This is a genomic window from Methylophaga sp. UBA3613 (genome assembly GCF_002375415.1).
In the GTDB taxonomy this organism is placed as follows: domain Bacteria; phylum Pseudomonadota; class Gammaproteobacteria; order Nitrosococcales; family Methylophagaceae; genus Methylophaga.
Map to the genome: position 1 here is coordinate 249,900 of NZ_DFLS01000006.1, position 17,894 is coordinate 267,793.

General features: G+C 46.3%; 16 protein-coding genes and 1 riboswitch. Of the genes, 3 read left to right on the forward strand and 13 right to left on the reverse strand.

All coding sequences use genetic code 11. From position 1 onward, the window contains the following. Positions 1 to 14 precede the first annotated feature (14 nt). The 8 genes from B3S93_RS07445 to B3S93_RS07480 all read right to left on the reverse strand — a co-directional run bounded on the left by B3S93_RS07445 (position 15) and on the right by B3S93_RS07480 (position 10,196). Complete coding sequence (locus B3S93_RS07445; protein WP_292357309.1) at positions 15 to 260, reverse strand: DUF1244 domain-containing protein; 246 nt, start codon at positions 258 to 260, stop codon at positions 15 to 17. Then, complete coding sequence (locus B3S93_RS07450) at positions 238 to 2,271, reverse strand: ABC transporter ATP-binding protein (protein WP_292399105.1); 2,034 nt, start codon at positions 2,269 to 2,271, stop codon at positions 238 to 240. The genes B3S93_RS07445 and B3S93_RS07450 overlap by 23 nt, the downstream gene beginning before the upstream one ends. Then, on the reverse strand, positions 2,268 to 3,677 hold the full coding sequence (locus B3S93_RS07455; RefSeq protein ID WP_292399108.1) for an ABC transporter permease: 1,410 nt from the start codon (positions 3,675 to 3,677) through the stop codon (positions 2,268 to 2,270). The genes B3S93_RS07450 and B3S93_RS07455 overlap by 4 nt, the downstream gene beginning before the upstream one ends. A gap of 8 nt (positions 3,678 to 3,685) precedes the next feature. Continuing rightward, complete coding sequence (ispH, locus tag B3S93_RS07460; protein ID WP_292357315.1) at positions 3,686 to 4,648, reverse strand: 4-hydroxy-3-methylbut-2-enyl diphosphate reductase; 963 nt, start codon at positions 4,646 to 4,648, stop codon at positions 3,686 to 3,688. Then, positions 4,649 to 5,737 (reverse strand): prephenate dehydratase, encoded by a 1,089-nt coding sequence (pheA, locus tag B3S93_RS07465; RefSeq protein ID WP_292399111.1) that lies wholly within the window; start codon positions 5,735 to 5,737, stop codon positions 4,649 to 4,651. It abuts the gene before it with no gap. A gap of 2 nt (positions 5,738 to 5,739) precedes the next feature. Continuing rightward, positions 5,740 to 6,819: a 3-phosphoserine/phosphohydroxythreonine transaminase gene (gene serC, locus B3S93_RS07470; protein WP_292399113.1), complete on the reverse strand. Its 1,080-nt coding sequence runs from the start codon at positions 6,817 to 6,819 to the stop codon at positions 5,740 to 5,742. A gap of 5 nt (positions 6,820 to 6,824) precedes the next feature. After that, positions 6,825 to 9,404, reverse strand: coding sequence for a DNA gyrase subunit A (gene gyrA / locus B3S93_RS07475; RefSeq protein ID WP_292357320.1), 2,580 nt, complete (start codon positions 9,402 to 9,404; stop codon positions 6,825 to 6,827). A gap of 150 nt (positions 9,405 to 9,554) precedes the next feature. Beyond that, positions 9,555 to 10,196: an ABC-type transport auxiliary lipoprotein family protein gene (locus tag B3S93_RS07480; RefSeq protein ID WP_292399116.1), complete on the reverse strand. Its 642-nt coding sequence runs from the start codon at positions 10,194 to 10,196 to the stop codon at positions 9,555 to 9,557. A 109-nt stretch (positions 10,197 to 10,305) separates the two neighbouring features. On the opposite strand from B3S93_RS07480, the gene B3S93_RS07485 reads away from it, so the two are divergent. Both B3S93_RS07485 and B3S93_RS07490 read left to right on the forward strand, forming a co-directional pair. Then, on the forward strand, positions 10,306 to 10,821 hold the full coding sequence (locus tag B3S93_RS07485; RefSeq protein WP_292357324.1) for an adenine phosphoribosyltransferase: 516 nt from the start codon (positions 10,306 to 10,308) through the stop codon (positions 10,819 to 10,821). Beyond that, positions 10,821 to 11,663: an OmpA family protein gene (locus tag B3S93_RS07490; RefSeq protein ID WP_292399120.1), complete on the forward strand. Its 843-nt coding sequence runs from the start codon at positions 10,821 to 10,823 to the stop codon at positions 11,661 to 11,663. The genes B3S93_RS07485 and B3S93_RS07490 overlap by 1 nt, the downstream gene beginning before the upstream one ends. On the opposite strand, the gene thiE is transcribed toward B3S93_RS07490, so the two are convergent. Genes thiE through thiC form a run of 5 tightly spaced genes read right to left on the reverse strand, consistent with a single transcriptional unit; the run spans position 11,652 to position 17,024 of the window. After that, positions 11,652 to 13,118 carry a thiamine phosphate synthase gene (thiE, locus tag B3S93_RS07495; protein WP_292399123.1) on the reverse strand — a complete coding sequence of 489 codons (1,467 nt, stop codon included), beginning with the start codon at positions 13,116 to 13,118 and terminating at the stop codon, positions 11,652 to 11,654. The genes B3S93_RS07490 and thiE overlap by 12 nt on opposite strands. Continuing rightward, on the reverse strand, positions 13,111 to 13,908 hold the full coding sequence (locus tag B3S93_RS07500) for a thiazole synthase (protein ID WP_292399126.1): 798 nt from the start codon (positions 13,906 to 13,908) through the stop codon (positions 13,111 to 13,113). The genes thiE and B3S93_RS07500 overlap by 8 nt, the downstream gene beginning before the upstream one ends. A 1-nt stretch (position 13,909) precedes the next feature. After that, positions 13,910 to 14,131, reverse strand: coding sequence for a sulfur carrier protein ThiS (gene thiS, locus B3S93_RS07505; protein ID WP_292399128.1), 222 nt, complete (start codon positions 14,129 to 14,131; stop codon positions 13,910 to 13,912). Further along, complete coding sequence (locus tag B3S93_RS07510; protein WP_292399131.1) at positions 14,121 to 15,191, reverse strand: NAD(P)/FAD-dependent oxidoreductase; 1,071 nt, start codon at positions 15,189 to 15,191, stop codon at positions 14,121 to 14,123. The genes thiS and B3S93_RS07510 overlap by 11 nt, the downstream gene beginning before the upstream one ends. Positions 15,192 to 15,212: 21 nt before the next feature. After that, a complete protein-coding gene (gene thiC, locus B3S93_RS07515; protein ID WP_292399134.1) occupies positions 15,213 to 17,024 on the reverse strand; it encodes a phosphomethylpyrimidine synthase ThiC in 1,812 nt (603 codons plus the stop codon). Between the two features lie 106 nt (positions 17,025 to 17,130). Further along, positions 17,131 to 17,236: riboswitch (TPP riboswitch) on the reverse strand. Positions 17,237 to 17,325: 89 nt separating this feature from the next. On the opposite strand from thiC, the gene B3S93_RS07520 reads away from it, so the two are divergent. After that, entirely contained in the window at positions 17,326 to 17,880 is a 555-nt protein-coding gene (locus B3S93_RS07520; protein ID WP_292399137.1) for a Smr/MutS family protein, read from the forward strand. Positions 17,881 to 17,894 lie beyond the last annotated feature (14 nt).

Consider the following 17,894-nt stretch of genomic DNA (forward strand, 5'->3'; position numbering starts at 1 on the left):
CCTTGTTCTAAACTTTATTTCTGATATTTCTGTTTCCATTCTTCATAAGACATGCCATAAACATGCTCACGGGCTGCATCATAGTCCATGGCCACGCCCTGCTCTTCTGCCGCTGCCAGATACCATTTTGAAAGGCAATTACGGCAAAACCCGGCCAGATTCATTAAATCAATATTCTGCACATCTTTTCGTTCCTGTAAGTGCGCAACTAATCTGCGAAAAGCGGCAGCTTCAAGTTCAGTTTGGGTCTGTTTGTCCATCTTCATTCTCTTCATATAAAAAACAATTCACCTGATGCCCATTTTCCAGCACGGTAGTTGGGGGATATTGCTCATGGCAAATGGGCATTACATGTGGGCAGCGCTGATGAAAGTGACATCCTGCAGGAGGGTTGGCAGGTGAAGGCAATTCACCTTTTACCGCAACCTGTATGGCCTGCTTGCCAATGTCCGGAACCGCTGCCAATAAAGCCTGCGTATAAGGATGTTTCGGCGAATCCAGTACTTGCTGACGACTGCCCTGCTCCACTATTCTACCCAGATACATTACGGCAACGCGATGGGCGAGATAATCGACTACACCGATATTATGGGTAATAAACAGAAATGACAGGCCAAATTCATGCTGAATATCGCGTAGTAAATTCAGGATCTGTGCCTGAACAGATACATCCAGTGCGCTGGTAGGTTCATCACAGATAATCAGTTCAGGCTCTGTCGCCAAAGCCCGGGCAATACATATTCTTTGGCGTTGTCCACCAGAAAATTCATGTGGATAACGATGGCGAATATCAGGCCTTAAACCAACACGTTCCAGCAAGGAATCAATGTGACTGGACTTTGCTTTCGGATCTTTTCGAATCTCAGTAGCACTGATCGCCTCTTCAATAATCTGCTCAACGGTCATCCGTGGATTCATTGAGGAAAATGGATCCTGAAAAATGATCTGCAGTTCACCACGATAAGGTTTTAATTCACGTTGCGAGAGTCTGTTTAAGACTTTTCCCTGAAAACGTACTTCACCCGCGGTCACCCTGACCAATTGCAGAATGCCCTTTCCTACCGTAGTTTTGCCACAACCAGACTCTCCGACTAACGCCAGTGTCTCAGCGTTATGTATGCTGAGATTAACCCCATCCACAGCTTTAATCTGGCCTACCTGACGTTGCAGGATGCCTTTGCGAATGGGGAAATGAACTTTCAACCCTCTGACATCAAGCGCATGTACCTGTGAAGGAACCACATCCGACAGATGGGATGCATGTAATGGTTTTTTAGTCTCCACTTTCGATGACACTACAGCAGAGTCGTATAAGTGACATCGAACCCCGGCTTGATTGCTCTCAATCCACCGTGGTTCATGTTGCTGACAATGATCCCAGGCATGATCACATCGATCAGCAAAACGACAGCCGACAAAATGCTGATTCAACGGCGGAACATTGCCTTTAATCACCGTCAGGCGCTGTTCACGTTTCTGCTCACTAGGTAATGCTTCAAATAATTTCTGTGAATAAGGATGCTGAGGACTGTCAAAAAACGTCTGCCTGTCAGCCTGTTCAACGATTTGTCCGGCATACATAACAGCAATCTGATCGGCCATTTGGGCAGCCACACCAAGATCATGAGTGATGAGCAAAATCGCCATACCCGTATCACGCTGAATTTGTTTGAGTAAATCCAGGATCTGCGCCTGAATTGTCACATCCAATGCCGTTGTTGGCTCGTCAGCAATCAGTAATTCGGGTTCGCCAGCCAGCGCCATCGCAATCATCACCCGTTGTTTCATCCCACCGGATAATTGATGCGGATAATCTTTCAAACGGCGTAATGGATCTGGAATTCCTACCGAATCCAGTAATTTAAGGCTTCTCTTCTGTACTTCTTGTGAAGAGAGTTTGAAATGCCAACGCAGCGTTTCACCGATTTGTTGACCAATTGTTAATACCGGATTCAACGAGCTTTGCGGCTCCTGAAAAATCATCGCAACACGTCTGCCGCGAATGGATTCCATGTTCGCTTCAGAAAGTTTAAGCAGATCCTCTCCATCTAACTTGACTTCACCGGCCACAATTCGGCTGGCAGGGTAGGGATTTAACCGCATTAAAGATAATGCACTGATGGATTTGCCACAGCCTGACTCACCTAATAAGGTGAAGGTTTCACCCTGATGAATACGAAAATCAATACCATCAACGGCTTTATAAGGCTGATCTTTGCTATCAAACCAGGTTCTAAGGCCAGTAACTTCTAATAAGACTGGCGAGGTCATCGTGCTTTCTGCATTCGTGGGTCAAAGGCATCGCGTACCACATCAGCAAATAGATTAGCTGCCAGCACCAGTATAAACATCGAGATAAAGGCGGCAGTTAACGACCACCAGACCACTGGTTCTCTAGCCATTTCCAGTCGGGCACTGTTAATCATATTGCCCCAGCTAATCATGGAAGGATCAACACCTACACCAACATATGACAACACCGCTTCAGCCAGTACCAGACCACTGAAATCCAGTACCACAGTAATCAACACAATATGCATAAGATTGGGCAGAATATGTCGATGCAGGATATTGAAACCACTTACACCCAATGATCTGGCTGCCAGTACATATTCTGCTTCACGCAGTTTTAATGTTTCACCACGCAGAATTCGACATAAACCTGTCCAGCTGGTGACGCCAAGAATCAGACAGAGAAACAGTAACCGCAGATCGGCCCGCTCGGCCACGGTGGCAAAACTGTCAGGATGGTTATTGATATAAACCTGTAACATCAAAACGGCTGCAGCAATCAATAACACTCCCGGTATGGAATTCAATGTGGTGTAAATGTACTGGATGAGATCATCAATCCAGCCTTTGAAATAGCCGGCACTGATGCCTAAAAAAATCGCCAGCGGCAACATTATCAAGGTGGTCAAAGTGCCAATTGCCAGCCCCGTTCGGATACTTTTCAAAGCCTGATAAAGCACACTCTGACCAACTTTATCTGTTCCAAATACATGATAATTCTGGCTTAAAACAATTAAGGTGATACTCAGCCAGATAAGCATAAAAAGCATCAGATAAAAGGTACGTATCGGATAATCCGAATCGCCGCGTATTACTCGCTTCAGCTCGGCAAATATATCTTGTTGGTAACGTGTTTTCCGATAGAAAATGTAAATAGCCATGATCAGCAGCATTAACAAAATCGCTGCGGCTGTACTCTTGGCTACGCTTGAAGCGATATCTGTCCACTTTTCAGATTCAGATTGCAGATGCTTTGCGGAGTATTTCAGTTCTGGATAGCTGTATTCCAGCTGCCCTCCCTGAATAATCTGCATTTCTTTGACAAATAAATGCGTAGCAAACGGGGCAGAATAGGTTTTTTCAACCTGGGTGCGAATCGGCGTAACCATCCAGTCAAGCACACTGAGCACTTCAGTTGAATAATGTTGCTGTTCGGTTGTTTCCGAATCCAGTGCGACTCGAAAATGTAATGAGTCCAGAAAGCCAATGGTGACGTAACTGAGCAGAATAATTATCGAGATAACACCACGCTTACGTTGCATTACCGTTATCCAGGGGGAACGTAAATGTGGTTTGCTACGAAGATAGAATATGCCGGCAGTAATAACAGCGAGCAGAAGAAAAATCAGAATGTCGGTCCACAGGAATACCGGCAGAAAGGGCATGGCTGTCCTTAAGTTGATTTTCTGAGGCTGGAAATATCTACTTTAAGTGCTTTCGGTAAAGAAAAAGCAATATTTTCGATTTGACCTTTATCTTCAATAATCGCGTCAACACCCAACATTTTCAGCTTATCCACCACAGCCTGAACCAACGATTCCGGGGCTGAAGCTCCAGCAGTTAAACCGATTTGTTTTTTATCTTTTAACCAGTTTTCATCAATTTCATTGGCATCATCAATCAGATAAGATTCTGTGCCAAGTTTCGTCGCCAACTCTTTGAGTCTGTTAGAGTTTGAACTATTTATGGACCCTACTACCAGCACCAGATCGCAATTTTCGGCCAGACGTTTTACTGCATCCTGACGATTCTGTGTCGCATAGCAAATATCATCTTTACCAGGACCAGTGATGTTTGGAAAGCGTTCACGCAAAGCATCAATCACCAGCCTGGTATCATCAACCGATAAAGTGGTTTGAGTGACAAACGAAAGGTTATTGGGATCTTTGACTGTTAATTTAGCGACATCTTCTGGTGATTCAACCAGATACATCGCTGTTGGATCAGCAGTATATTGACCCATTGTACCTTCGACTTCGGGATGACCGGCATGCCCAATCAGAATACATTCACGGGCAACTTTTTCATGTTTGGCGACTTCAAGGTGAACTTTGGTGACTAACGGACAAGTTGCATCAAACACTTTCAGGCCACGTTGTTTGCCCTCTTCCTGAACGGCTTTGGAAACACCATGTGCACTGAAAATCAATGTACTGTTATCTGGTACATCGGCTAATTCTTCAATGAAAATTGCACCTTTGTTGCGTAAGTCTTCGACCACGGTACGATTATGCACAACTTCATGGCGAACATAGATCGGTGCTCCGAACAACTCCAGAGCACGCTCTACAATTTCAATGGCCCGATCGACTCCGGCACAGAAACCTCGTGGATTGGCTAATACCAGTTTGGTCATTTACAACACTGCCTTTGGATAAGAACCTAAAACGCGGAAAACAGAAGATTCCGACTCCAGTTCCTGTAATGCACTGGCAACCGTCGGATCCTCACAATGACCGTCAATATCAATAAAAAAGACGTATTCCCAGATGCCCTTACGTGAAGGTCGGGATTCAATTCGACTCATACTAATGCCTTTGTCAGCTAAAGGTTTCAGTAAGTTTTGTAATGCACCCGGTTTATTTTTTGTGGAGACCAACAATGCGGTTTTATCCACACCTGACGGTCCCACATGCTGACGACCAATGACCAGAAACCGCGTTGTGTTGCCCGCTTCATCTTCAATATTGCTGGCCAGGACTTTTAATCCATAAATTTCTGCTGCCGTGCTGGCCGCAATTGCTGCACTATCATGATTCATTTCAGCAACACGTTTTGCTGCTTCGGAGTTGCTGTCCAGAGGAATCAGTTCAGCCTGGACCAATTGATCACCTAACCACTGACGGCATTGAGCCAGCGCCTGTGGGTGGGCATAAACCTTTTTAATATCAGCAAGCTGTGCAGCATTACTCAACAGGTAGTGATGTATCGGAAGTGTCACTTCACCATTGATTTTTAAGGGTGAACTGACAAATCTGTCCAAAGTATGATTGACCATACCTTCAGTAGAATTTTCAACTGGCACCACTCCGTAACAGGCATATTCTGTTTCAACAGCACTGAAAACGTTGGCAATAGTACTCACCGGATGAAGTTCTGCAGATCCGCCAAAATGTTTTAAAGCAGCGGCCTGAGTAAACGAGCCTTCCGGTCCAAGATAGGCAATACGTAATGGTTTTTCTGCGGCCAGACAAGCTGACATGATTTCGCGGAATAATCTGGCCATCTCTTTATCAGATAGCGGGCCTACATTACGTTCCATTACCTGACGTAAAATCATCGCTTCACGTTCAGGGCGATAAAAATCTGCTTGTTCGCCGGATTGCTGTTTTATTTCTGCAACCTGATGCGCTAGTGCCGTGCGTTCGTTTAATAAGTCCTGAAGTTGCTTATCGACTTTATCAATCTGCTCACGAACGGCTTGAAGAGCTTTTTTCTCGGACATGTTTAACCAAACCTGCGCTCAAATTCAGACATAAACCATATCAGTTTATCAACCCCGGCTTCAGGCATAGCGTTATAGATGCTGGCACGCATTCCGCCCAAATCACGATGCCCCTTAAGTGTGAGCAAGCCTTCTTTGGCTGCATCCGCTAGAAACTGTTTATCCAGATCGCTGTTTGCCAGTGTAAAGGGAATATTCATCCATGAGCGATAGCGAATATCAACCGGATTGGCATAAAAATCACTGCCATCAATCGCGGCATAGAGTTTAGTGGCTTTTCGCTGATTGATTTCAGCCATGCCCTCTAAACCACCCTTCTTTTTCAGCCACTGAAAAACTAAACCAGCAAGGTACCAGCTGTAAGTTGCCGGTGTGTTATACATTGAGCCATTGTCCGCATGAACTTTGTAGTCAAACATCACAGGTGTTCCCGGCAAGGTTTTACCAATCAAATCTTTACGTACAATAACAATACACAGTCCTGCAGGACCAATATTTTTTTGAGCACCAGCGTAAATCAGCCCAAAACGATTCACATCAACCGGACGCGACAGAATGGTTGACGACATATCCGCAATTAATGGGGTATCCCCTACTTCAGGAATATCTGCAAACTCGATTCCATGAATCGTTTCATTTGGCGTGTAATGCACATAAGCGGCATTATCCGATAACTGCCATTCAGACTCATCGGGTATGGTCCGGTAATGCGATGGTTTGGCATCAGCAACCACATTTACTTTAGTGTAACGACCGGCTTCGGTAATGGCTTTTTCCGACCAGGCGCCGGTATTAAAGTAATCCGCATGTGATTTGCCATTAAGCAGATTCATCGGAATCATCGAAAACTGGCTGGACGCACCGCCCTGTAAAAACAGCACGGCATAATCATCCGAAATCCCCATCAATTCACGTAAGTCGGCTTCAGCCTGTTCAGCGATCGAGGTATATTCAGGACCTCGGTGACTCATTTCCATCACCGACATACCGGTACCATGCCAGTCCAGCATTTCCTGCTGAGCAGTCAGCATTACATCGTCCGGCAACATCGCTGGGCCGGCACTAAAGTTATAGGCTCTCAAAGTGCTTATTCTTCCGTTAAATCATCAGTGTGTGGCAGATCGTCGATATCTTGATCTTCATCTTCAATAACGCGTTCCAGACCCACCAGTTTTTCTTCATTACTGAGATTAATCAGACGTACACCCTGAGTATTACGTCCTACCAGAGAAACATGTTTAACAGGTGTACGGACCAGCGTACCGCCATTGGTAATCAACATGATCTGATCTTCGTCACAGACTTGTACTGCACCGACGACCTGACCGTTACGTGCAGAAGTCTGGATTGAAATAATGCCCTGACCACCACGACCCTGGACACGATATTCTTCCAGGTTGGTGCGTTTACCGTAACCGAACTCGGTTGCGGTCAGAATGGCACCTTCCTGCTGAGCAATAATCAACGAAATGATCTGTTCACCATCGGCCAGACGCATACCACGAACACCACGGGATACACGGCCCATTGAGCGAACATCGGTTTCAGGGAAACGGATAACTTTGCCATTGCTGCTAAACAGCATGACATCGGACTCACCATCCGTTAATGCCACCCCAACCAGTTTGTCATCGTCTTTCAGATCGACCGCAATAATACCGTTGGCGCGTGGACGAGAATAATCGACTAATGGCGTTTTCTTGACCGTGCCACTAGCAGTTGCCATAAAGATAAATTTATCGGCTTCAAACTCACGAATAGGCAATACCGCATTGATACGTTCGTTTTCTTCCAGAGGCAGCAAGTTCACAATCGGTTTACCACGGGCCGTACGGCCACCTTGTGGTAATTCATAAACTTTCTTCCAGTAAACCTTACCGGTACTGGAGAAACACAATAAAGTGTCATGCGTATTGGCAATAAACAGATGTTCAATGAAATCTTCATCTTTCATTGAAGTGGCTGCTTTACCTTTACCACCACGGCGTTGCGCCTGATAGGTATCCAACTGCTGTGTTTTGGCATAACCAGCATGCGATAAAGTGACCACCATCTCTTCTTCAGTGATCAGATCTTCCAATGTCAGATCCAGATGAGTATCCAGAATTTCGGTACGGCGGTTATCACCATACTCATCATTAATTGCTACTAATTCCTGACGGATAACAGCCATCAGATTGTCTGGGTCACTCAAAATAGCCAGCAAGTCACGAATTTGATCGAGAACTTCACGGTATTCCTGCAGGATTTTGTCTTGTTCCAGACCGGTCAGTCTATGCAGACGCATATCCAGGATAGCCTGGGCCTGAACTGGCGATAAATAATATTGTCCTTCCACCAGACCAAATTCAGCGGCCAAATCTTCTGGACGTGAAGCCTGTGCACCCGCAGCGCCAAGCATTTCCAGAATCATTTCGCTGCGCCAACCTTGAGATAACAAGGCTTCTCTGGCTTCAGACGGGCTAGGTGAAGCTTTAATCAGCTCAATAACTTCATCGATATTGGCCAGTGCAGTGGCCAGACCTTCCAAAATATGGGCACGATCACGGGCTTTACGCAGTTCATAAATCGAACGACGGGTAACCACTTCACGGCGATGACGAATAAAGGCTTCAAGGATCGGTTTCAGACCCAATGTACGTGGCTGACCATCAACGATCGCCACCATATTGATACCAAACACCGTTTGTAACTGGGTTTGCTGATAAAGATTGTTCAGAATAACTTCCGGCACATCACCACGTTTAATGACCACCACCATCCGCATGCCATCTTTGTCAGATTCATCACGCAGGGCAGAAATACCTTCGATTTTTTTCTCTTTGACCAGCTCGGCGATTTTTTCCAGCAAACGTGCTTTGTTAACCTGATATGGCAGCTCGTGGACAATGATACTTTGCTGACCAGTGGCTTCATTGGTTTCGATTTCGGCGCGAGCACGCATGTAAACACGACCACGGCCAGTTTCATAGGCTTCAGCAATACCGTTGGCACCGTTGATAATACCGGCAGTCGGAAAGTCCGGGCCGGGAACGAATTCCATCAAATCACGAGTAGTAACACTCGGATCATCAATAATCGCAATACAGGCATTAAGAATTTCAGTCAGGTTATGTGGCGGAATATTGGTCGCCATGCCCACGGCAATACCGGAGGAACCATTGACCAATAACGCTGGAAATTTAGTGGGTAAAACAGCTGGCTCAGATTCGGATTCATCATAGTTAGGGATGAAATCAACAGTTTCCTTGTCCAGATCGGCCAGCATTTCATGGGCGATTTTCGCCATACGCACTTCGGTATAACGCATCGCGGCAGGTGGATCACCATCGACTGAACCAAAGTTACCTTGACCATCAACCAGCATATAGCGCATTGAGAACGGCTGGGCCATACGTACCATCGTGTCATAAACAGCAGTATCACCATGAGGGTGATATTTACCGATAACGTCACCGACGATACGAGCAGATTTTTTGTATGGGCTGTTCCAACTGTTTCCTAATTCACGCATGGCATATAAAACACGACGGTGAACAGGTTTCAGACCGTCCCGGACATCCGGTAAGGCGCGTCCTACGATAACGCTCATTGCGTAATCGAGGTAGGACTGTTTCATTTCATCTTCGATACTGATCGAGTCCAGTTCCAGAGCAATCTCAGACATTTAATATTCTTCCAAAATGAACAAAAGCAAGCCTAGCTTGTTGAAGTTTCAGACAAAAATTTCTGCTGCCAAAACCCGAACAGATGCTAACCATAACAAAGGAGTAATCCTACCACTCTGAGCGATTTCCTGCACGTTTATAAGATACTGCTAGGGTGTACCAGCTTTATCAAAATAATCGCTCAAATCCTGCTCCAACGTCGCGAGAATTTCTTCCAGCGCATTTTGCCAGCCAGTTACAACGGTTTGCGGGTTTGTTTCATCAATCGATGCATCAACACGAAAACCGGTTTGAAACAGCATCTTGCTACGATCAGCATCGCCCGGACTCATAAAAAACTGCATTTCTAAAACAGCCTGCGGCGGATACTCGGCGCGCTCTTCACCATAAAGTTTGGTGACTGCCGCTTCCAACACTAAATCTGCTGGTTGAGAATCATCGGTAATGACAGCACTGAATAAACCACTTTTAGACAACCAGCGTTGTAATTGTGAGGTAAACATCACCTGCGGATCAGTAAGCAATACATGTCCTGCCTGCGGTTGATATTCATTGTCGCCAATACGAAACACAATATTCTCGGTGCGATAATGGGGTGCTATACGAACAGGTTTAATGCGTAAAACCCGGTTCTGGGCAAACTCCGCAGCAACATTACCTCGATCAACATCGACGATATAAAAACGCGGTTGCATATCGTCAGCTTCTTTATCTCCACCACCAAAGCCAAAACAACCGGTCAATAAACTGAACAGAACGAAAACCAGCACTCTCTGCCATCTGTGAATCACGAAATGTTGTACTCCTAAAGATTTCTGGGAAATTGCATTACAGTTGTTGTAATTAGTGTCGTTATAATACTGGTGGTGACCATTCCTTCTCAAATAATTTAGGCGTCAGATGGACGAGATAAAAACCAAGATCCGCGATATCGCAGATTTTCCCGAACCCGGCATTTTATTCAAAGACATCACCCCGTTAATGCAATCCCCTGTCTTACTGCGTCAGGCCGTTGAATTGCTGATTGCACCCTATCGAAAATCTAATATAACTGCCGTCGCTGGTATGGAAGCCCGGGGCTTTATTTTTGGTTCACTCGCCGCCTCAATGCTAGAGGTCGGATTCATTCCACTGCGCAAACCCGGCAAACTTCCTCACACTACCCATAAGGTCGAATACCAATTGGAATATGGTGAAACCAGCCTGGAAATTCATGCCGATGCCTTGGCAGAAAATGACAATATTTTAATCGTTGATGATGTGCTCGCCACTGGTGGCACCGCCAAGGCCAGTTGCGAATTAATCCGGTTATTGGGTGGTAATGTGGTTGGCTGTGCATTCCTGATGGAAATCACCGGGCTGAATGGCCGTTCCTTACTAACTGACGTTAACGTACACAGCGTAATCCAATACTAATGAAGTTTTTACTATTTTTATTATTTACCTCTCCCGTTTTTGCTGACACGGTTTATCAATCAGCTGTGCACGAAGCAAAATGGCAGACTGAAGAATCACCGCTTTCCTGCAGCTTAAGCCATGACGTTACGGATTTTGGGGATATCCTTTTTCATCGCGAAAATGGTGAGCCGCTGCAGCTTACTATTTCCACGGCAGATCATCCCGCTTCGCAAAACACTGCTGAACTGATGATCATCAACACGCCCTGGCAGTTCGATCAGGTCAGACAAAAGTTAGTGACTCTGCCCATCACCTATGGACAGCGTGAATTCAGGGTGGAAGGTAATGCGGCGCAAAAAGCGCTGGCAGCTTTGCAACAAGGTCAATTCGTTCAACTGCAATATGCCTCGCAAACCAGCATTCAACCGGTCAGCGTGATTTTATCCAATGTGCAATTTCTGCCCGCCATGCGCGAGTTTCAGGAATGTTCAGACAAAATGCACCCGGATAGTTTTAACGATTTAAAGCAATTCAGTGTGTATTTTGAATCGGAGAAAGCCATTCTCGACAACAGTGCATCTCAACGGATGAAACGATTGGCTGAGTATCTGAAAGTGGATGACAGCATCACCCGCATTATTATCGAATCGCACACCGACAGTTTTGGTCGAAGAGAACTGAATACCGAGCTGTCAGATAAACGCGCGCAAGTGGTGAAAACCTTTCTGATTGAACAGGCTGAAATCGACGAAGGTATTATCGAAACGCATTCCTATCGTGATAACAAGCCTGTTGCGAGTAATAAAACACCTGAAGGTCGTGCCCAAAACCGCCGCACGGAATTACGTTTAATTCGCTGAATGACGCCATAACGTCAGTAAATCATGGGTGACTTTTTGATAATCAGTTGCTTTGGTAATCGCCGAAATCATTGCCACTGACCCCACCCCGGTTTTATGTAACGCCGTTGCACGCGGCAGATCAATCCCGCCAATGGCAACCAGTGGCGTATGCCCATCTAATAAGCGTATCCATTCTGCTAACCGATCAAACCCTTGGGGTTGCCATGGCATTTGTTTGCTGTCAGTTTCAAATATCGGTCCCAAGGCAATATAACTGGGGTTTACCGCTAAGGCTCTGGCCAGTTCCCAATACGAATGGGTTGAAATCCCTAATCGCAATCCGGACTGCTCGATTTCCAGCAAATCAGCATCATGTAAATCTTCCTGTCCCAAATGCACACCGTAAGCACCGTTATCAATCGCCATACGCCAGTGATCATTCACAAAAAACTGAATATCACTATGTTGATGAGAGATATCCACCGCACTGGCAATCTCAGCATTCAGAAAAGCTTTATCCGTTTGTTTCAACCGCAATTGAATGGTTTTGATGCCAATGGTTAATAAACGATTGACCCAATCCGCACTATCCACCACTGGGTAGATTCCCAATCGTTCCGGACATTCGGGAAAACTAAAACTTTTTCCAATCAGATCCGGGGTATAACTCAATCGTGGAATATCTCGAAGTTCAAACGGTTGCTGTTGATGAGAAAACAGCTGATACGGCCCCAATGTCTGCGATTCCCGAATCCCGCGGTTGATATAACTACGCGATAAAATCACCGCATCACGGATATCTTCGCCTTGTGCCAGATAACACGCCAGACTGGATGCCAGCACACAACCGGTTCCGCGAACATTTTTATTCAACCGTGGTTGATAGCAATAGAAATGGCCAAACGCATTGGCAAAATAATCCGAGACAAAACTTTGATCGCCATGCCCGCCTTTCACCAGACACGCTGACAATCCTTCTTCAATTAAATGGCGGACCTGCTTCTCCACCGAGCCGGTGACATTCTCAGAGAGATACTCTATCTCAGGTAAATTAGGTGTCAGCAAGGTAATTTTTGGTAATACTGATTTACGCACAAACTCCAATACTTCCGGCGTAGCCTGCTTTCCCCCACTCGTAGCCGCCATCACCGGATCCATCACTATTGGCACATCATGACGTTTAAGAATACGTTCAATCGCCTCGGCTATCTCCAAATCAGGTATCAAACCAATTTTGATAGCAGCAATGTCAAAATCAACAATACAGCTTTCGTATTGTTTGAGAAATTTCTCAGCCGTTAGTGGATTTAATGCACGCATACCGCTTTGTGTCTGTTCAGTTACACAGGTAATTAACGGAACAGGATGAAAGCCATGATGGCTCACGGTTTGAATATCTGCTGTCAGACCAGCACAACCTTGAGGATCCATGCCACCTATTAATAAAATAGCTTTTTGTGAATGATCAGCCATGTTGCTGCCAGATTGGTTGGTCTAACGTCGGTGTACTGGGCTTGGCGGAATCACGTTTTGGCATAATGCCCGCTTCAAATGCCAGTCGTCCTGCATTGATGGATTGTTTAAACGCTTCGGCCATAAGTGCCGGTTCAAGTGCTTCGGCCACGGCGGTATTCAACAGAATGCCGTCATAACCCAGTTCCATAGCCTGCACTGCATCAGAAGGTTTGCCGATGCCCGCATCGACCAGTAACGTTATTTCCGGTAAGCGTTCTCGCAATGTTCTCAATGCATAAGGATTGAGTAATCCTTGTCCAGTACCGATTGGTGCCCCCCAGGGCATTAAAACTTCACATCCGGCATCAGCCAGTTTCTGGCACAGCACCAAATCATCAGTACAGTAGGGAAACACTTTAAAACCATCAGCAATCAGGGTTTTGGTCGCTTCCAATAAAGCAAACGGATCCGGTTGCAAGTTAAAACTGTCGCCTAAGACTTCGAGTTTGATCCAGTCAGTTTCAAATAACTCACGAGCCATATGGGCTGTTTTAATTGCCTCGGCTGCACTGTAACAACCCGCGGTATTAGGTAATAAATGACAGCCCAGCGCTTCAATCATGTTCCAGAATTGCTGACCACTATTGGCCTGCCCGGCACTTTGCCGACGCAATGACACAGTAATCACCTGAGCACCTGAAGCCTTGATGGCATCACACATAACCTGCGGTGAAGGATAAAGCGCCGTGCCGATAAATAAACGACTACTAAGGGTTTGGCCGTAAACGGTCCAGTCAGATGCTTGCATGTCAGCCTCCACTGATCGGCGATAGCACATCAATGCGATCGCCTGCTGATAATTGATAGGTTGGATGTGCTGATTTGGCGATAATATTGTCGTTAATCACCACCACAAACCGGCCTTCTATCCAGCCATGCTCAGCCAGAAACGCCTGCAAATTAAAGCTTGTGGTTTCTATGGGCTGTTCATTCAAAATAAGTGAAATGGGTTGAATCGACTCAGCTTGCATAACGCACTCCCGAATCTGTGTGTTCTGATAATGTTGTCAGTAATTGATCGACCATTACCGGCCCCAGCAAATAACCATGCCGATACAGGCCATTGATTTGATAACCCCACTCCTGCTGGCGAATCATGGGTAAATGATCAGGTAATGCCGGACGGCAATGCGCCCGCATTTCCAACACTCGGGCTTCGGCAAAACCTTTATGAATGCTGTAAAGCGCCGATAACAATTCCATAGCACTACGTACACTCACTGGTGACCGATCTTCGGATTCAATTACCGTCGCCCCAATAACATATTGCTGATCCGGTCTGGGGGCCAGATACAGCGGATAACGTGGATGCATTAAGCGTACGCACTGTTGCAGATTCACTTCCGGCGCATGAACACGCAGTACTTCACCACGAACCCCACGCAAGTCTTTCAAATCAACTTTGCTGCCATTACCCCGGCAATCAATCACCGAGGTAAAATTATCCAGCGAATGACCGAGCGTTTGCTGGCACAACTGTTCCAATGTGGCGTTAGTTAACGTTTCAATCGGGTCAATTATTTGCCAGTTGGCATGTTCGGTTAGAAACTCACCAACCTGCTGATAAAACTGGCGATTATCCAGACAACTCTCTTGCGGGAAATACAACGCCGACCGAAAATTTTCGGCCAGTTCAGGAGACAGGTTTTGTAACTGCTGAGCGTCAATCTGCTGATAATCAGTTGCATCCAGAATATGTATTGCACGACGTTGATAACGTGCCAGTTCAGCCTTATCCCCTTCGTGCGCGACGACCAACGTGCCGCTCTGCGGATTAAATATTGGCTGTTCAAACTCAGCCAGCCATTTATCCCACAACGCCTTACTTTGAATACCCAGATCACGAATCGACCGATCTGCCGTCACCGCTTCGGTAAACGGCGCGATCATTGAAGCCGCAATAAAACCGGCACTGTCGGTACCAGCTTTATCGTCTGATGACAGAATCGTCACGGCATGACCGGCCTGAATCAGGCGCCAGCTTGTCAGGCGTCCAATCAGACCGCTACCGATAATCAGATAATGCTTCATAGCGATCGAGATCCGGTCCAATCAAACCTGATGATAGATTTTGCTGCCACCGGCCTTAAACTCTTCCGACTTCTCGGCAAAGGCTTCTTTCACATCATGTGAAATCTTCATTGAGCAGAATTTCGGCCCGCACATTGAACAGAAATGCGCCACTTTGGCACTCGGTTTTGGCAGGGTTTCATCATGGAAAGCCCGAGCAGTATCCGGGTCTAAACCAAGGTTAAATTGATCTTCCCAACGGAATTCAAAACGTGCTTTGGAAATCGCATCATCACGTTCATGTGCACCCGGATGACCTTTCGCCAAATCGGCGGCATGGGCAGCAATTTTGTAAGTGATAATGCCAACTTTAACGTCATCTTTATTCGGCAAGCCCAGATGTTCTTTAGGTGTTACGTAACACAGCATTGCCGTACCAAACCAGCCAATCATCGCCGCACCAATACCCGAGGTAATATGGTCATAACCCGGTGCAATATCGGTAACCAATGGCCCTAAGGTATAGAAAGGCGCTTCGTGGCAGACTTCCAATTGCAGATCCATGTTTTCCTTGATCTTGTGCATCGGCACATGACCCGGTCCTTCAATCATCACCTGCACATCATGCTTCCAGGCAATATGGGTTAATTCACCCAAGGTTCGCAGTTCGGCAAACTGGGCCTCATCGTTGGCATCCGCTTGTGAACCTGGACGTAAACCATCACCCAGCGAGAACGACACATCATAGGCTTTCATGATTTCGCAGATATCTTCAAAGTGCGTGTACAAAAAGCTTTCTTCATGATGTGCCAGACACCATGCCGCCATAATCGAACCACCACGGGAGACAATGCCTGTGGTGCGATTTACGGTGAGTGGAATATGCGCCAGACGTATACCGGCATGAATCGTAAAATAACTGACGCCCTGCTCGGCCTGTTCAATCAACGTATCGCGAAATACTTCCCATGTCAGATCTTCGGCAATGCCATTTACTTTTTCCAATGCCTGATACAACGGCACGGTACCGATTGGCACCGGTGAATTACGGATAATCCATTCACGGGTCTGGTGAATATGTTTACCAGTCGACAAATCCATTACCGTGTCGCCGCCCCAACGGGTGCTCCAGACCATTTTTTCCACTTCTTCTTCAATCGAAGACGTGGTGGCAGAGTTACCGATATTGGCGTTGATTTTGACCAGAAAGTTACGACCGATAATCATCGGCTCAGCTTCAGGGTGATTGATATTGGCTGGAATAATCGCCCGACCTTCGGCGACTTCCTTACGGACAAATTCCGGGGTGATGTGATTGGGTTTATCAGCTGGTAATTCGCCTTTGGCCTGCAACGCTGCTCGACCCATGCTTTCACGAATGGCGATATATTCCATTTCCGGGGTAATCAATCCCTGACGCGCATAGTGCATCTGGCTGACGTTTTTGCCGGGTTTGGCTTTGCGTGGCAGACGACGATTGGTGAACAGTGGAATATCAAATTCCAGACCATCCTGATCACGGGTAAAGTTGGAACTGAATGCGGGTAATACTTCGGTATCGTCGCGTTCCTCAATCCATTGCTGACGAATCGGCGTTAAGCCTTTTTCCAGATCGATTGTTTCAGTGGGATCGGTGTAAATACCAGAGGTGTCGTAAACCATCACCGGCGCATTCGGCTCACCCGGCAGACTGGGATCACGGTTCGGTGTATCAGTCAGAGAAATTTGACGAAATGGCACCCGGAGATCATCACGACTGCCGGTAATATAGATTTTTTCAGAACCCGGTAATGGCTGAGTAGTAATGCCACTACGGTCTTTAATATCAATGACTTTTGGATTGGCTGCTGACATCTGATTTCCCCTTTTTGAATAAAAAAGTCGGGGAAATGAAGACGTTGCGCTTTCGCGAACAAGGTGATGGAGATACACGGCGGCTACAGTCAGACAATCAGACGTACCGGCATTCCGGCTTGTTTCCTACGGAGGTTCTAGCCTCTTCAGGTTCAACGGGTTTCATCTCAGCCCTTTCTGATAATTCAGAGGGGGCACCCCGACAAGTGGAAATCATCCTAAACTAAAAATGATTTTTTACACAAGCATCATCTGGCACAATGGGTCACATCAAACGGCATGAAATCAGGCAACATCGGCCATGGCAGATAACAAAAATAAAAATGATGACGACGAGTTTTCCTTGTTTCGTAATGAAATGAGCGACGCCGAGCCCATCAAACACGACCGCCTGGTGCATCGAAAACCACCACCTCCGCCAACGGTCAGAAAACCCTCCGCAGCCGAACTCCCCCATGACACCAGCGAGTTTTCCAGTCTTTTCGCCCCCGAAACCGTGGGTAACGAAGAATATCTGGAATACCGAGGTGACGGCATTCAAAACCGCCAATTCGCCAAACTCAAAAGTGGCAGAGTACATCTGGAAGCCGAACTCGATTTACACGGCCTCACCCTCGCCAAAGCTGAACCCACCCTCTCCCATTTTCTCGAACAATGCCAAGAGCAGAAGATTCGCTGCGTGCGAATCATTCACGGCAAAGGCTGGGGTTCACGCGATAACAAACCGGTATTAAAAAGCAAACTCAATCACTGGCTTAGACAAAGTGATGCCGTACTGGCATTTTGCAGTGCAACGATAGAGGATGGTGGGACTGGGGCTTTGTATGTTTTGTTGAAGAGGCAGTTTGAAAAATAAATAAATTTTAATTT

Coding starts and splice junctions, on each gene's coding strand:
- ispH (WP_292357315.1), bottom strand. CDS start 4,648: ATGACCAAACTGGTATTAGCCAATCCACGAGGTTTCTGTGCCGGAGTC.
- B3S93_RS07450 (WP_292399105.1), bottom strand. CDS start 2,271: ATGACCTCGCCAGTCTTATTAGAAGTTACTGGCCTTAGAACCTGGTTT.
- thiC (WP_292399134.1), bottom strand. CDS start 17,024: ATGTCAGCAGCCAATCCAAAAGTCATTGATATTAAAGACCGTAGTGGC.
- gyrA (WP_292357320.1), bottom strand. CDS start 9,404: ATGTCTGAGATTGCTCTGGAACTGGACTCGATCAGTATCGAAGATGAA.
- thiS (WP_292399128.1), bottom strand. CDS start 14,131: ATGCAAGCTGAGTCGATTCAACCCATTTCACTTATTTTGAATGAACAG.
- B3S93_RS07445 (WP_292357309.1), bottom strand. CDS start 260: ATGGACAAACAGACCCAAACTGAACTTGAAGCTGCCGCTTTTCGCAGA.
- B3S93_RS07490 (WP_292399120.1), top strand. CDS start 10,821: ATGAAGTTTTTACTATTTTTATTATTTACCTCTCCCGTTTTTGCTGAC.
- thiE (WP_292399123.1), bottom strand. CDS start 13,118: ATGGCTGATCATTCACAAAAAGCTATTTTATTAATAGGTGGCATGGAT.
- B3S93_RS07500 (WP_292399126.1), bottom strand. CDS start 13,908: ATGCAAGCATCTGACTGGACCGTTTACGGCCAAACCCTTAGTAGTCGT.
- pheA (WP_292399111.1), bottom strand. CDS start 5,737: ATGTCCGAGAAAAAAGCTCTTCAAGCCGTTCGTGAGCAGATTGATAAA.
- B3S93_RS07510 (WP_292399131.1), bottom strand. CDS start 15,191: ATGAAGCATTATCTGATTATCGGTAGCGGTCTGATTGGACGCCTGACA.
- B3S93_RS07455 (WP_292399108.1), bottom strand. CDS start 3,677: ATGCCCTTTCTGCCGGTATTCCTGTGGACCGACATTCTGATTTTTCTT.
- B3S93_RS07520 (WP_292399137.1), top strand. CDS start 17,326: ATGGCAGATAACAAAAATAAAAATGATGACGACGAGTTTTCCTTGTTT.
- B3S93_RS07485 (WP_292357324.1), top strand. CDS start 10,306: ATGGACGAGATAAAAACCAAGATCCGCGATATCGCAGATTTTCCCGAA.